The sequence below is a fragment of the Thermus tenuipuniceus genome (assembly GCF_002964845.1).
Lineage (GTDB): Bacteria > Deinococcota > Deinococci > Deinococcales > Thermaceae > Thermus > Thermus tenuipuniceus.
Map to the genome: position 1 here is coordinate 1 of NZ_KZ672959.1, position 13,007 is coordinate 13,007.

Here is a 13,007-nt window from a genome sequence, read left to right on the forward strand (position 1 = left end):
CGAAGTCGTAACAAGGTAGCTGTACCGGAAGGTGCGGCTGGATCACCTCCTTTCTAAGGAGCATGAAGCCTCTGCTCTCCCCTTTTTGAGGTCCTTTGGGGGCGCCTTCGGGCGCCCTTTTTTGTTGCCAGGAGGCGGAACAGCGTGCTGAGGAAGCGTCAGGTCCGGGTGGCCAGGAGGCGGGTGGTGTCCGCCGGGGGCGTGGTCCTTCGGGGAAAGGTTCCCGAGGTATTGGCGGTGTCCCTGAAGGGAGGGCGGGTGGTGACCCTTCCCAAGGGGCAGGTGGAGCCCGGGGAGCGTTACCCGGAGACGGCGGTGCGGGAGGTGCGGGAGGAAACCGGGGTGGAGGCGGCGGTGGTTTCCCCCTTGGGCAAGGTGCGCTACTACTTCACCGTGCGGAACGGAGGAGAACCGGTCACGGTGAGCAAGGAGGTGCACTACTTTCTCATGGCCTATCGCGGGGGCGAACCCAGGCCCCAGCTCACCGAGGTGGAGGAGGCCTTCTTCCTGCCTGCCTCGGAGGCCCTGGAGCGCCTTTCCTATCCCAACGAGCGGGAGATGCTCTTAAAGGCCTTGGCCCGCTGGCGTCCCTCCCGGCAGGATTCCTCCCCGGAGCCTGGGACCTAGGGGTGGGTCTTCGGGTCCAGAAGGGCCAAGGCGGCTTCCTCCGGGGAAAGTTCCCCCCGGGCTACCCGGGCTACCAGGTCGCCTGCGCCTTGGGTCCTCTTCCGCCCCCACTCCTGGATGACGCTTTCCACCTCAAAACGGGCCCGCTCCAGGCGGTGGGCCTCGAGGAGCCCGTGGGCCACGAGGTGCTGGTAATGGGCCTCCAGCCCCTCAAAGAGGGCCTCCACCCCTTCCCCGGTGGCCGCCACCGTGGGGTAGATGGGAGGGTGCCATCCCCCAGGCCGGGGAGGGGCCAGCTCCAGGGCGCTTTTCAGCTCCTGGATGATCCTCTCCCCGCCGGGTAGGTCAAACTTGTTCACGGCGAAGAGGTCGGCGATCTCCATGACCCCAGCCTTGAAGGCCTGCACCGCATCCCCCGCCGCTGGGGTGAGGACGAGAAGGGTGGTATCTGCCACCCGGGCGATGTCCACCTCGCTTTGCCCCACCCCCACGGTTTCCACGAAGATGCGGTCAAAGCCGAAGGCCTCCAGAAGGGCCAAGGCGGCCACCGTGGCCCCCGCCAGGCCCCCCAGGGCTCCTCTGGAAGCCAGGGAGCGGATGTAGACCCCAGGGTCCTGATGGTGGCGCATCATGCGGATCCGGTCCCCCAGGATGGCCCCCCCGGTGAAGGGGCTGGAGGGGTCCACGGCCAAGACCCCCACCCGCTCCCCCCGCTTCCTGGCCTCCAGGATCAGTCGGTCGGTGAGGGTGCTCTTGCCGGCTCCCGGGCTTCCCGTGATGCCCACCACCTTGGCCCGGGCCTGTCCCCGCAGGCGCTTGAGGAGCTCCTGGCCCAAGGGGTGTCCCGATTCCACCAGAGTGAGGGCCCGGGCCAGGGCCCGCACATCCCCTTGGCGGAAGCGATGGAGAAGCTCTTCCGCGTGGCCTTCCTGGACCGTCATAACGATATTGTACGCTTTTTTGCCCTCGTGCCTTAATCCGCCAGGGCCACGCAGGCCACCTCCACCCGGACCCCCCTGGGCAAGGCCTTCACCGCCACCGTGGCCCGGGCCGGGTAGGGGGGCGAGAAATAGCGGGCGTAGACCTCGTTAAAAAGGGGAAAGTCCTCCATGTCCGAAAGGAAGCAGGTGGTTTGAACCACCCGGGAAAGGCTGGAGCCTGCGGCCTCGAGGATGGCCTTTAGGTTCTCCATGACCTGCTCCGTTTGGGTGCGGATATCCCCCTCCACCAAGGCGCCGTCGGGCCTTAAGGGGATCTGGCCGGAGACGAAGACCAACCCCCCGGCCCGCACCGCCTGGGAGTAGGGGCCGATGGCCTGGGGGGCTTTGTCCGTGCTCACCGCTTCCATGCTCCTATCCTACGCCAAAGCGGAAGAGCTTCCCCGCCAGGTTGGCCACCAGGATCTCCTGGGCCAGGGGCAGAGGCGGTACCTGCACCGCCCCCAGGCCCGTGGCCTCAAAGACCACCTGGCCCCTTTGGTCCACCGCCAGGAAACGCCCCTCCTCTGTGGCCACGTATACGTGCCCGGCAGCATAGGAAAGGCCGGCCGTCACCTTGCCCACCTCGAGGCTCCACACCTCCTCCCCCGTGGCCTGGTCCAGGGCCCTTAAGACCCCGTCCCAGGGGGCCACATAGACCCGTTCCTCGTCCAGGGCTAGCCCGCCCCAGATCTCGCCCTCCATGGCGGTGTTCCAGAGGGTTTCCCGGCTCAAGGGGTCAAAGGCGTAGATCTCCCCCTCCCAGGTGGGGATGAAGAGCACCCCCCGGTAGGCGGCCACGGGGGCGTGCACAGGGCTGGTTTTCACCTTGTAGCGCAAGGCGCCCGTGTCCGGGTCCAGGGCGTAGAGGAACCCGTCCTCCGAGGCCAGGAAGAGGAGGCCCCGGTGGAAGGTGGGGCTTGCGGAAAGGTGCCCCCCCGCCTGGAAGCGGTAGAGGAGGCGGCCCCGTTCGAAGGCGTAAAGGCTTCCGTCCCGGCTGGCCACGAAGACCCGCTCCCCCAGGACCAGGGGGGCGGCGGTGATCTCTGCCCCCGTGTCAGCGCTCCACTCCAGGGCCTGGGCCTTGAAGCGGCGCACCCGGCCGTCCCAGGCGGCCACGTATACCCCACCCCGCACCACCGGGGGAGCGGTGACCTCCTCGGGAAGGTTTTCCCGGCGTACCGTTCCCGAGAGGAGGTCCACCTCCACCAAGCCCCGCCCTGCCCCCAGGTAGACCCGGCCGTGGGCGTAGACCATCTCCCCGGGCCAGGCGGCCTCCCCTCCCAGGTCCACCTTCCCCTTCAGGGAAAGCCTGCGGGGGTCAGGGGCCAGGGGGTAGTGGCCCGAGCGGCTGGACCCGGCCCGGGGGGTGGCAAGGCGAAGGGCCTGGAACTCCTGCAGGGGGCTCTTGAAGAGGCTGGGGTGGGAGGGTCTTTCCTCCGGGTGCTTGGCCAAAAGGGAAAGCACCGCCTCCGCCACCCCAGAAGGGATGGTGGGGTTCAAAGTTTGGGGAGGCTTAGGGGGCTCGTAGACGTGCTGGAAGAGGATCGCCTGATCATTTTCCCCCTCGAAGGGGGGTTTGCCGGTGAGGGTGCGGTAGAGGACCGCCCCCAGGCTGTAGAGGTCAGCCCGGGGGGTAAGGGGCAGGCCCTTGGCCTGTTCCGGGGCCATGTAGGTGGGGGTGCCCAGGGTGTACCCGGTGCGGGTCAGGTGGCGGCTTTCCTGCAAGAGGTAGGCCAGGCCAAAGTCCATGACCTTGGGATGCCCCTCCTTGGTGAGGAGGATGTTCTTGGGGGTGAGGTCCCGGTGAAGGATGCCCTGGGCGTGGAGGTGGGCCAGGGCTTCCATCACCTGGATGGCCGCCTTTAGGATCCTTTCCCCTTCCGGGCCCTCCTCAAAGGGGCCGAGGCGGTCAAAGGTACCCCCCTCCACCAACTCCATCACGAAGTAGGGGCGCCCCTCCACCTCTCCCAGGTCCAGCACCTGGACGATGCCCGGATGGAAGAGGCGGGAAAGGGCCCGCACCTCCAGGAGAAACCGCTCCCTCTCGGGGGGAAGGGCTCGGGGGTGGAGGAGCTTCACCGCCACCTTGCGCCCCAGGCGCTCGTCCACCGCCCGCCACACCTCGGCCATGCCTCCAGAACCCAAGGAGGCCTCGAGGCGGTACCGCCCGCCTAGGACCATGCCCGTCATTTTATTCCTCGGGCTCCAGCTGCTTCAGGAGTTCGGCCAGCTCCTCCTTGTTGCCCTCCAGCTCCTGCACGATCTTGGCGATGGCCAGGCGCACCACCTCCGACTTGGAAACCAGCCTTTCGGGGCTGGAAAGGGCGTAGGCCGCCCGGGTGAGGAGGGCGTCCTGTTCCTCGGAGATGACCACCTGCAGCCGCTTCTTCTCCTTCTTGGGCATACCTTCCCTTGAAAAAGTGTAGCAAAGAGCGCATGCCCTTGACAATCTTGACAATGTGGATGGTCCCTTTTATCCTCACCTTGAGTAAGGTGTGTATGATGCTCAAGGACTCTCGGCGGGGCAGCAGGATCTTGCGGATTGAGGGAGGCCAGCCCCTTTCCGGCGAGTTGCGCATTTATCCGGCTAAAAACGCTGCCTTGCCCATCCTGGCGGCCAGCCTTCTCACCCCCGAGCCCATCACCCTCCTGGAGGTGCCCAGGCTGAGGGACGTGGAGGTGATGCTGGAGCTTCTTTCCCACCTGGGCACCCGTTACCAGTGGGAAGGACGCACCCTCCACCTGCACACCCCGGAGATCCGGAACACCCATGCCCCCTATGAGCTGGTGGGGCAGATGCGGGCCAGCTTCATCGTCTGGGGGGCCCTCCTTGCCCGGGTGGGGGAGGGGCGGATCTCCCTGCCGGGGGGCTGCGCCTTTGGGGCCAGGCCCGTGGACCAGCACGTGAAGGCCTTGCGGGCCCTGGGGGCCGAGGTGGTGGAGGAGGAGAACACCTTCTACGCCCGCAGGACCCGTCCCCTGGCGGGGAGGGTGGTCTTCGACCTGCCCACGGTGGGCGGAACCGAGCAGGCCATGCTGGCGGTGGCCCTTGGGGGTGAGGCCACCGTGGTGCAGGCGGCCATGGAACCGGAGGTGGAGGACCTGGGCCACTTCTTGCGGATGCTGGGGGTGGAGGTCCATGGCCTGGGTAGCCCCATTTTGCACATCCGGGGTGCCAGGCAGCTTGGCGGGGGTACTTACCGCATCATTCCCGATCGCATAGAGGCCGGCACCTACCTCCTGGCGGCGGCGGCCACCCGGGGGTCCATCACCCTAAGGGAGGTGTGCCCCGACCACCTGGATGCCCTTTTGGATAAGCTTCAGCAGTCCGGGCACCGGGTGGAGGTGGGGAAGGACTGGGTGCGGTTCTGGGCCGTACCGGATCCCAAGCCCTTCTTCGTGGAGGCCCGGGAGTACCCCGGCTTCCCCACGGATCTTCAGCCCATCGTTACCGCCTATCTGGCCACGGTTCCCGGGCAGAGCGCCATCACGGACCGGGTTTACCCGGACCGCTTCACCCATGTGGGGGAGCTGGCCCGGATGGGGGCCGAGCTTTACCTTCGGGACCGTACCCTCCTGGTGAACGGGAAGCGGTTGCACGGGGCCCAGGTGAAGGCCCTGGATATTCGCGCCGGGGGCGGGCTGGTGGTGGCCGCCCTGAGCGCCGAGGGGGTTTCCGAGATCGAAGGGGTCTACTTTATGGAACGGGGGTATGAGCACCTGGAGGAGCGCCTGAAGGCCTTAGGGGCCAGGGTGAACCTGGCGGAGGTACCCTTGGCCCTGGCGGCGGACTAGGGGATTAGGCCCTATGCTTCAGGAAAGGAGGCGCAAGGCTTCCGGGAAGTGGAAGATGAGACGGTCCCGCTCCAGCTCGGGGCTGTATCCTTTTTCCACGTAGCCCGCCAGTCGTAGGGCCTCTAGAACCTCCTGGGCCACGGCCCGATCCCCTTCCAGCTTTGCGGTAAGAAAGGCCAAGACCTCCTCTTCCTCATCCCCTTCCCCCACGAACTCCCGGTACTCCTGGTCCAGGGTTCGCATGAGGGCGGTGAGGTCTAGGGGCTTGGAGAGGAAGACCCACCGGCCTTTTTCCCCTGGAAGGTAGTGGGCGTAGCTTTGGGCCTCGAGGGCCTCGGCAAGCCTCTCGGCCTCGGTGGGGGAGGTTCCTTTTTCCGCCAGGGCGCGCACCAAACCCTCCCGTTCCCCGTCCAAGCCCTTAGGGAAGCGGGCACGGAGTTCCTCCACCAGCCGCTTCAGTTCCATAACCTACCCCCTTTTAGCTAGCATAAAATATGCGCGTGATAATGTAAAGTGTCCTTGTGATTCCCTGCTGAATCCCCTATACTGGAGAAGGTATGGACCTGGACCTTCTCGCCACCCGCTTGGAAAGCCTTCGGGGGTATCTTTGACATCCCCGGTAAGGAAGCCCGTTTAAAGGAGTTGGAGAAACGCCTGGAAGACCCGGCTCTCTGGCAGAACCCGGAGGAGGCTAGGCGGATAAGCCAGGAGGCCGCCCGCCTGCGGCGTACGGTGGATACCTTCCGCTCCCTGGAGAGCGACCTCGAGGGCCTTCTGGAGCTGTGGCAGGAGTTTCCCGCAGAGGAGCGGGAGGCGCTTAGGCCTGAGCTTTTAGAGGCGGCCAAGAAGCTGGAAAGCCTTTACCACGAGACGCTTCTTTCCTTCCCCCATGCGGAGAAGAACGCCATCCTCACCATCCAGCCGGGAGCTGGGGGTACGGAGGCCTGCGACTGGGCGGAGATGCTTTTGCGGATGTACACCCGTTTCGCCGAGCGCCAGGGGTTCCAGGTGGAGGTGGTGGACGTGACCCCTGGGGCGGAGGCGGGCATTGACTACGCTCAGATCATCGTCCGGGGGGAGAACGCCTATGGCCTTCTCGCCCCGGAGGCGGGGGTTCACCGCCTGGTCCGTCCCTCCCCCTTTGACGCCTCGGGGCGCCGCCACACCTCCTTCGCCGGGGTGGAGGTGATGCCCGAGGTGGACGACGCCGTGGAGGTGGTGATCCGGCCCGAGGACCTGCGCATCGACGTGTTCCGCTCCCAGGGGCACGGGGGCCAGGGGGTGAACACCACCGATAGCGCCGTGCGCATCGTTCACCTGCCCACGGGGATCACCGTCACCTGCCAGACCACCCGGAGCCAGATCAAGAACAAGGAGCTGGCCATGAAGGTGCTCCGCTCCCGGCTTTACGAGCTGGAGTGGAGGAAGAAGCAGGAGGAGCTCAGGAAGCTCCGGGGCGAGGTGCGGCCCATCGAGTGGGGGAGCCAGATCCGGAGCTACGTCCTGGATAAGCAGTACGTGAAGGACCACCGCACGGGCCTCATGCGCTTTGACCCCCAGAACGTCCTGGATGGGGACCTTCTGGATTTCATCTGGGCGGGGCTGGAGTGGAAGGCGGGCCGCCGCCAGGCGGTGGAGGAGGTGGAGGCCGACTAGGCCTCCTCGAGGCCCTCTCCCAGGGCCTTGCGCAGGAGTTCCCGAACCTTTTCCTCCTCCTGGCCGAGGGCCTTCAAGGCGAAGGCCACGGGCCAGAAGGTACCCTTGTCCAGCTTGGCCAGATCGGTGAAGCCCAAGGTGGCGTAGAGGGTCTTGAACTTGTGGGCGGGCTGGAAGAAGCACAAAACCTTGCCCTTCCAGGCATAGGCGGGCATGCCGTACCCCAATCTTGGGGAAAGCCCTGGGGCCCAGCGTTGGATGAGGGCATGGAGCCTCAGGGCCAGGGTGCGGTCGGGTTCCGGGAAGGCTTCTATGGTGCGCAGGACCCCGGCCTCGGTGAGGGCTGCCTGCTCCTCGGGGGTTAACCCGGGCTTCTCGCGCGCCACGGGCCCCTCTTAAGTACCCCCCCCCCCGNCGTGAGCACTTAGTAGACGTCCTCAGGGGTCTTGTAGCCCTCGCCGGTAAGCCAGTAGATCACCCTTTCCCCCACGTTTTCCAGGTGGTCCCCCAGGCGCTCGTAGCTGCGGGCCACCCGCATGAGGGTGAGGGCCTTGGTGATGGTGCGGGGGTCTTCCAGCATGTAGGTGATGAGCTCCCGGGTCACCTCCTCGTAGAGGCCATCCACCTGGTCGTCCATCTCCACCACCTTGCGGGCAAGGCCGGGGTCCTGCTCGGCCACCGCCTTGCCCAGAGTATCCATCATTTCCAAAAGCCTCTTGCCCATCTCGGGGAGGGTGACGTAACGCTTAAGGGGGGGTTCCTGCGCCAAGAGGAGGGCGTCCTCGGCCACGTGCATGGCGTAGTCCCCGGCCCGTTCCAGGTCGGTGAGGGCCTTGATGATGGTGAAGATCAGCCGAAGGTCCGAGGCCACGGGCTGGTGCCGGGCGATGATGGTAATGGCCTGGTTTTCGATCTTCAGCTCCAGGGCATCCACCTCCTGGTCCCTGGCGATGACCTCTTCCGCTTTGGCCTTATTCCCCTCCACCAGGGCCTCGGTGGCCTCCTGGGTCATCTGCCGAACCAGGGAAAGCATCCTCAGGGTTTCCTCCACCAACTCGTTCAAGGCCTTGTCCAGTACCTCACGCATGCTGCCTCCTTGCCTCAGTTTAGGGGAAGGCTGACGCCGAAAACGTTCTCGGCTCCCTCCCTTTGGGCATAGGCCTCCCCACCCAGGCCCTGGGCGATGCGGCGCACCAGATAGAGCCCCAGGCCCTGCCCGGCGCCCCCCTGGAACCCCCGGTGACGGGGAAGGAAAAGGGCTTGGTAGTTGGGAAGCTCGGGCCCCTGGTCGCGCACCTCCACAAAAAGGCGGCCTTCTTCCTCCCGGGAGAGGAGGCGGATGGGGTCCCGGCCGTACTTGAGGGCGTTGTCCAGGAGGTTGAGGAGGATCTGGAAGAGGGCCTCGGGGTTGGTGTGGAGGGTGTGGGGGAGGTTCACCTCCACCTGCCGCCCCTTTAGCCGTTCCCCCAGGAGCTTTGCCAGACGGGGCCAGAGCTCCTCCAGAAGGAAGGTGCGCCGGGGGCCCGGTTGGGTAAGGGAAAGATCCCGCACCAACCGGGAAAGGCGGGCCACCTCCGCCTTGAGCAGGTCCAGCACCTCCCTTTCCTGGGGGGTCCTGGGGGTGAGGGCCTCGAGGAGGGGCCCCATCCCCGCCAGGGGGGTGCGGAGCTCGTGGGCCAGGGCCTGGGTGGCTTCCTCCAGGGCCTCCAGGCGCCGGTTTAGCTCCGTTTCGTCCAGGAGGTAGAGCCTGCCGGGAAGGGCCTTGGCCCGCAGGGTGCGGCCCCTTACCTCCAGGGTGCGCTCGCCCCCGTGGAGGGCCAGGGCCTCGAGGCGGTGGTCGCGAAGGGCCAAAAGAAGGGGGCGGCCCACCACCTTTTCCCGGCTCACCCCCAAAAGCTCCTCTGCCTTGGGGTTCAGGTAGAGGACCTGCCTGTCCCGGTGCAGGACCAGGCCCTCCAAGGCCTCCTCCCAGGCCTCGGCCAGAAGCTCCCTCACCCCTCCTCCTCAGGAAGCCCCGGTCCGGGGGCCCGGTTCACCTCCTCTGGGACCACCTTGAAGCGGTACCCCATGCCCCGCACGGTTTCCAGAAAGCGAGGGGCCTTGGGGTCTTCGCCCAGCTTCTCCCGGAGCTGGAGCACGTGCTGATCCACCGTCCTTGGGGTACCCAGGTAGTCCTGGCCCCAGACCGCTTCCAGAAGTTCCTCCCGGGAGTAGACCCGGCCCGGGCGCTGGGCCAGGAAAGCCAAGAGCTCAAACTCCCGGCGGGTGAGGGATAGGGGCTGGCCTTCCAGGCTGGCCTCCTTGCGCTCCAGGTCCAAAAGCAGGGGTCCGCGCCGGAGCACCCTCCGCTTGCCCGAGCGTCGCAGAAGGGCCTCGAGGCGGGCCAAAAGCTCCTCGACGGCGAAGGGCTTGACCAGGTAGTCGTCGGCCCCGCGGGAAAGCCCCTCCACTCGATCCCGCACCTCGGCCCGGGCGGTGAGCATGAGAACGGGAACCTCGGGGTAGGCTCCTTGGCGCATACGCTCCAGAAGCCGGGTGCCGGGTTCATCGGGAAGCATCCAGTCCAGGACCACGGCTTCAGCCTCCCGCAATCTTGGCCAGGCTTCCTGGGCGGTGACCGCTTCCAGCACCCTGTGTCCGGCTTTCTCCAAGGCCAGCCGCACCCCAAGCCGCACCGCTGGCTCGTCCTCCACCACAAGGACCGTGGCCACGACCTTAGTCTAGCCCGAGCCTTGTCAGGGGAAGGTCAGGATCCTTGCTTGACAGGCCTCCTTGGCCCATGCTACCCTGCAAAAGGCTTGGGGGCGGCTAGCTCAGCGGAAGAGCGCTCGCCTCACACGCGAGAGGTCGTAGGTTCAAGTCCTACGCCGCCCACCAGGATGGGAAGGGAGAAAACCCGGGGGTTACCCCGGGTTTTCCGTTGTTCACCCCAATACGCCGGTTTGGCCCTTGGCTTGGTCCAGGCTAGGCAAGGGGACGCGAAATGGGTAAAACGTGGGCATGTTGCTGGCCTCCTTGGTTTTGGTTTTGGAGGGGGACGCTCCCCCAAAGCCCGCGGGGCTCAGGGGATTCTTCTACGGCCTCCTGCGAGAACTCGCCCCCCAGGTGCACGACCAGGGGGAAAACCCCTTCAGCCTGGGGGTTGGGGGAGGGGAGAGGGGGTACTGGGCCCGGATCAGCCTGTTGCGGGAGGAGCTTTATGGGAGGCTTTCCCCCAGGCTCTTTGCCCTCGAGGGCCAGACCATCCGCCTGGGCAAGCCCTTCCGGGTAAGGGCGGTGCTCCAGGAGGGGCATCCCTGGGCAGGCCTCACCACTTACCCCCGCCTCTTCCAGGCCCCCGGGGGGCCCGACCTGCCCCTACGGTTCTTTAGCCCCACCCTCTTCCGGCGCAAGGGGGTGCACTACCCCCTGCCCGAACCCCGGCTGGTCCTGGAAAGCCTCCTGAGGCGCCTGGAGGGCGTGGCCTCCCTGCCTGCCCCTGAGGGGGTGCGGGAGGCCCTCCTGGAGAGGACGGGGGTGCGTTGGTTCGAGGGGAAGACGGTGCGGGCAGAGGCAGACGTGGAGGCGGTGGGCTTCGTGGGCCGGGTGGTCTACCACCTCCCCAAGGCCACGGAGGAGGAGCTGTCTTGGCTCTGGGCCCTGGGCCGGTTTGCGTTTTATGCGGGGGTGGGGGCCAAGACCTCCTTGGGCCTCGGGCGGGTAAAGCTCTTTTCGCCCAGGAAGGAGGAGGGGTGAGGCTTTCCTCACCCTAGGACCGGTCGGATAATGGGTCCATGAAGGTCCTCATCCTTAGCGTGGGCACCACCCGGGCTCCCCTCGAGGAAGCCCTCACCCACCACGCTCCGGGCGGGGTCATCTTCGTGGCCAGCCAGCAGACGTACCCCGTGGCCGCCGAGCTCATCCGGGACTACGGGGGCTCTTTCCGCCACCACACCCTATTGATGGAGGATGCGGAGAGCCTCCTCGAGGCCTATCAGGTGGCCGTGAAGGTCCTGAAGAAGGCCCTGGAATGGGAGGCAAGCGCCATCGTGGCCGACCTCACCGGGGGCACGAAGCCCATGGCGGCCGGCCTGGTCCTGGCCCTCACGGGCCGGGGCGTGGTCTTCAGCTACGTGGGCGGGGCCAGGCGGGACCCGGAAACGGGGCGGGTGTTGCCGGGGGAGGAGCAGCTTCGCCTCCTGGAAGATCCCACCAGCCGGTTTGGCCTCAGGGAGTGGGGGGCCTTCGTGCGGGCCTGGAACGCCCTCAACCTGGGTGTGGCCCTGGCGGAGCTGAACGCTCTTTTGCAAAAGCCCCTATCCCCCTCAGAGGGAAGGTTCTACCGGGCCCTGCGGGGGGTGGTGGAGGCCCTCATGGAGTGGGACCGGTTCCGGCACCGGGAGGCCCTGGGCCTCCTCAAGAAGCACCTCCCCGTGGCCCTGGCGGTGGCGGAGGCCTGGGGGCATGGGGCCAAGGTGCGGGTGCTCAAGGGGCTGGAGGAGGGGATGGGGGCCCTCGAGGCCATCGTGGAGGCCGGCACCAAGCCCACCTTCCCCCTTCTCCAGGACCTCCTGGCCAACGCCGAGAGGAGGGCGGCCCTGGGGCGGTACGACGACGCCCTGGCCCGGCTGTACCGGGCCCTCGAGCTGGCGGCGGAGGCGGATATCCACGAACGCCTGGGCTTTCTCCTAAAGGACCCTAGGACCTGGCCCGAGGGTTTTCCCGAAACCCTTAGGGAACGCATCCTCAGGCCACGGGGACTGATGGAGCTATTGGAGGCGGCCTTTGAGCTGGACCTGGCCTTTAGCCAGCAGGGCACCTTGGCGCAGCGGCTCTACGGCCAGAAAAACCGTCTCCAGGCCCTTCTTGCCCGCCGGCACGAGAGCATCCTGGCCCACGGCACCCGGCCTGTGGAAGAGGCCGACTACCAGCGCCTTCGTGATTTCCTCGGGGATTTGGACGACCGCCTCAGGCCCCTCCCTCCCTGGCCCAAGTTCTGATGGTCCTCCACCTCCTTCACCAAGGAGCCACCTTGCGGCTGCGACAAGGGAGGTTCCTGGTGGAGCGGGAAGGCATGGTCTTGAGCTCTTTTCCCGCCCGCCAGGTGCGGCAGGTGGTGGTCTGGGGGAACGTGCGCCTCTCCACCCCGGCCCTGGCCTTTCTGCTTAGGCAAGGGGCGCCCGTGCACTTCCTCTCCCAGGATGGCTTCCTCTACGGGCTTGCCGCCTCCTTTTCTGAGCTCCCCCCCACCACCTGCGGGCCCAGCTGGCCCAAGAACCCTTGCCCCTGGCCCGGGCTTTCGTGGTGGGCAAGCTGCGCACCGCCAAGGCGGTGCTGGAGCGCCACGGCCTGCCAGGAGGGGAGGCGCTTGCCGAGGCCCTGGCTCAGGCGCAGGAGGCTCCCCATCTGGAGGCCCTGCGGGGTGCGGAAGGGTTTGGCAGCCGGGCCTACTTCATGGGGCTCACCCAGCTCCTCCGGCCATGGGGTTTCCAGGGCCGGAACCGAAGGCCCCCACGGGACTTGGTGAACGCTGCTCTTTCCTACGGCTATGCGGTCCTATTGGGGAGGGCTCTTCTGGCCGTGCGTCTTGCGGGTCTGCACCCGGAGGTGGGCTTTCTCCATGCGGAAGGCCGGCGAAACCCTGCCCTAGCCCTGGACCTCATGGAGGAGTTTCGCATCCCGGTGGTGGACCAGGTGGTGCTGAGCGCCCTCAGGCGGGGAAGGCTTGGTCTGGAGCACGCGGAGATGCGGGAAGGCGGGGTCTACCTTTCGGAGGCGGGGAAGCGAATCCTTATCTCCCTTCTGGAAGAGCGCTTCCTGCAGGAGGCCACGCATCCGCTGGGTTTCCGTAAAACCTACGGGGAGCTCCTGGAGGTGCAGGCTGCCAGGCTGAAGGCCGCCATCCTTAAGGGGGAGCCCTACACCCCCTTTTTCCTTCGGGGTTAGGTGGGTGGGGCCCAATACTGTACT

General features: G+C 66.6%; 14 protein-coding genes, 1 tRNA gene, 1 rRNA gene and 1 pseudogene. 8 read left to right on the top strand and 9 right to left on the bottom strand.

Annotated features, from left to right (window positions below):
• Positions 1-53: ribosomal RNA gene (locus C2847_RS01675) — 16S ribosomal RNA — on the top strand; the annotation flags it as partial.
• Between the two features lie 91 nt (positions 54-144).
• Entirely contained in the window at positions 145-627 is a 483-nt protein-coding gene (locus tag C2847_RS01680; protein WP_105316760.1) for an NUDIX hydrolase, read from the top strand.
• Here the strand turns inward: C2847_RS01680 and meaB are convergent.
• Genes meaB through C2847_RS01700 form a run of 4 tightly spaced genes read right to left on the bottom strand, consistent with a single transcriptional unit; the run spans position 624 to position 4,011 of the window.
• The gene (gene meaB / locus C2847_RS01685; RefSeq protein WP_105316761.1) at positions 624-1,568 is read right to left on the bottom strand and encodes a methylmalonyl Co-A mutase-associated GTPase MeaB; all 945 of its coding nucleotides are present in this window, start codon (positions 1,566-1,568) and stop codon (positions 624-626) included. The genes C2847_RS01680 and meaB overlap by 4 nt on opposite strands.
• A 32-nt stretch (positions 1,569-1,600) precedes the next feature.
• Positions 1,601-1,975 carry a RidA family protein gene (locus C2847_RS01690; protein ID WP_105316762.1) on the bottom strand — a complete coding sequence of 125 codons (375 nt, stop codon included), beginning with the start codon at positions 1,973-1,975 and terminating at the stop codon, positions 1,601-1,603.
• A gap of 4 nt (positions 1,976-1,979) precedes the next feature.
• Entirely contained in the window at positions 1,980-3,797 is a 1,818-nt protein-coding gene (locus C2847_RS01695) for a protein kinase domain-containing protein (protein ID WP_105316763.1), read from the bottom strand.
• Position 3,798: 1 nt separating this feature from the next.
• Complete coding sequence (locus tag C2847_RS01700; RefSeq protein ID WP_015716565.1) at positions 3,799-4,011, bottom strand: hypothetical protein; 213 nt, start codon at positions 4,009-4,011, stop codon at positions 3,799-3,801.
• 95 nt (positions 4,012-4,106) lie between these two features.
• Between C2847_RS01700 and murA the strand changes: the two genes are divergently transcribed.
• Entirely contained in the window at positions 4,107-5,402 is a 1,296-nt protein-coding gene (gene murA / locus C2847_RS01705; protein ID WP_105316764.1) for a UDP-N-acetylglucosamine 1-carboxyvinyltransferase, read from the top strand.
• Positions 5,403-5,420: 18 nt separating this feature from the next.
• Here the strand turns inward: murA and C2847_RS01710 are convergent, their stop codons facing one another.
• Entirely contained in the window at positions 5,421-5,867 is a 447-nt protein-coding gene (locus C2847_RS01710) for a hypothetical protein (protein ID WP_105316765.1), read from the bottom strand.
• Between the two features lie 92 nt (positions 5,868-5,959).
• Between C2847_RS01710 and prfB the strand changes: the two genes are divergently transcribed.
• Positions 5,960-7,058 (top strand): peptide chain release factor 2 gene (prfB, locus tag C2847_RS01715; RefSeq protein ID WP_208619921.1). Its coding sequence is split into 2 segments (ribosomal slippage): positions 5,960-6,010 and positions 6,012-7,058, totalling 1,098 coding nucleotides; the frame shifts between segments, so codons are not numbered across the junction.
• Here prfB and C2847_RS01720 read toward each other — a convergent pair.
• From C2847_RS01720 to C2847_RS01735, 4 genes are all read right to left on the bottom strand, one after another.
• Positions 7,055-7,444: an iron chaperone gene (locus tag C2847_RS01720; RefSeq protein WP_105316767.1), complete on the bottom strand. Its 390-nt coding sequence runs from the start codon at positions 7,442-7,444 to the stop codon at positions 7,055-7,057. The two genes, prfB and C2847_RS01720, sit on opposite strands and share 4 nt — an antisense overlap.
• A 38-nt stretch (positions 7,445-7,482) precedes the next feature.
• A complete protein-coding gene (gene phoU / locus C2847_RS01725) occupies positions 7,483-8,145 on the bottom strand; it encodes a phosphate signaling complex protein PhoU (RefSeq protein ID WP_105316768.1) in 663 nt (220 codons plus the stop codon).
• Positions 8,146-8,159: 14 nt separating this feature from the next.
• On the bottom strand, positions 8,160-9,053 hold the full coding sequence (locus C2847_RS01730) for a sensor histidine kinase (protein WP_105316769.1): 894 nt from the start codon (positions 9,051-9,053) through the stop codon (positions 8,160-8,162).
• Complete coding sequence (locus C2847_RS01735; RefSeq protein WP_105316770.1) at positions 9,050-9,769, bottom strand: response regulator transcription factor; 720 nt, start codon at positions 9,767-9,769, stop codon at positions 9,050-9,052. Before C2847_RS01735 ends, C2847_RS01730 begins: the two co-directional genes overlap by 4 nt.
• A 91-nt stretch (positions 9,770-9,860) precedes the next feature.
• On the opposite strand from C2847_RS01735, the gene C2847_RS01740 reads away from it, so the two are divergent.
• From C2847_RS01740 to cas1, 4 genes and pseudogenes are all read left to right on the top strand, one after another.
• Positions 9,861-9,935 (top strand) — tRNA-Val (locus tag C2847_RS01740).
• Positions 9,936-10,058: 123 nt separating this feature from the next.
• Entirely contained in the window at positions 10,059-10,793 is a 735-nt protein-coding gene (gene cas6 / locus C2847_RS01745; RefSeq protein ID WP_105316771.1) for a CRISPR-associated endoribonuclease Cas6, read from the top strand.
• Between the two features lie 38 nt (positions 10,794-10,831).
• The gene (locus C2847_RS01750) at positions 10,832-12,037 is read left to right on the top strand and encodes a TIGR02710 family CRISPR-associated CARF protein (RefSeq protein WP_105316772.1); all 1,206 of its coding nucleotides are present in this window, start codon (positions 10,832-10,834) and stop codon (positions 12,035-12,037) included.
• A pseudogene (gene cas1 / locus C2847_RS01755) lies at positions 12,037-12,983 on the top strand (CRISPR-associated endonuclease Cas1). The gene C2847_RS01750 and the pseudogene cas1 overlap by 1 nt, the downstream one beginning before the upstream one ends.
• Positions 12,984-13,007 lie beyond the last annotated feature (24 nt).

Coding starts and splice junctions, on each gene's coding strand:
- C2847_RS01710 (WP_105316765.1), bottom strand. CDS start 5,867: ATGGAACTGAAGCGGCTGGTGGAGGAACTCCGTGCCCGCTTCCCTAAG.
- C2847_RS01690 (WP_105316762.1), bottom strand. CDS start 1,975: ATGGAAGCGGTGAGCACGGACAAAGCCCCCCAGGCCATCGGCCCCTAC.
- C2847_RS01700 (WP_015716565.1), bottom strand. CDS start 4,011: ATGCCCAAGAAGGAGAAGAAGCGGCTGCAGGTGGTCATCTCCGAGGAA.
- C2847_RS01695 (WP_105316763.1), bottom strand. CDS start 3,797: ATGACGGGCATGGTCCTAGGCGGGCGGTACCGCCTCGAGGCCTCCTTG.
- murA (WP_105316764.1), top strand. CDS start 4,107: ATGATGCTCAAGGACTCTCGGCGGGGCAGCAGGATCTTGCGGATTGAG.
- meaB (WP_105316761.1), bottom strand. CDS start 1,568: ATGACGGTCCAGGAAGGCCACGCGGAAGAGCTTCTCCATCGCTTCCGC.
- C2847_RS01750 (WP_105316772.1), top strand. CDS start 10,832: ATGAAGGTCCTCATCCTTAGCGTGGGCACCACCCGGGCTCCCCTCGAG.
- cas6 (WP_105316771.1), top strand. CDS start 10,059: ATGTTGCTGGCCTCCTTGGTTTTGGTTTTGGAGGGGGACGCTCCCCCA.
- phoU (WP_105316768.1), bottom strand. CDS start 8,145: ATGCGTGAGGTACTGGACAAGGCCTTGAACGAGTTGGTGGAGGAAACC.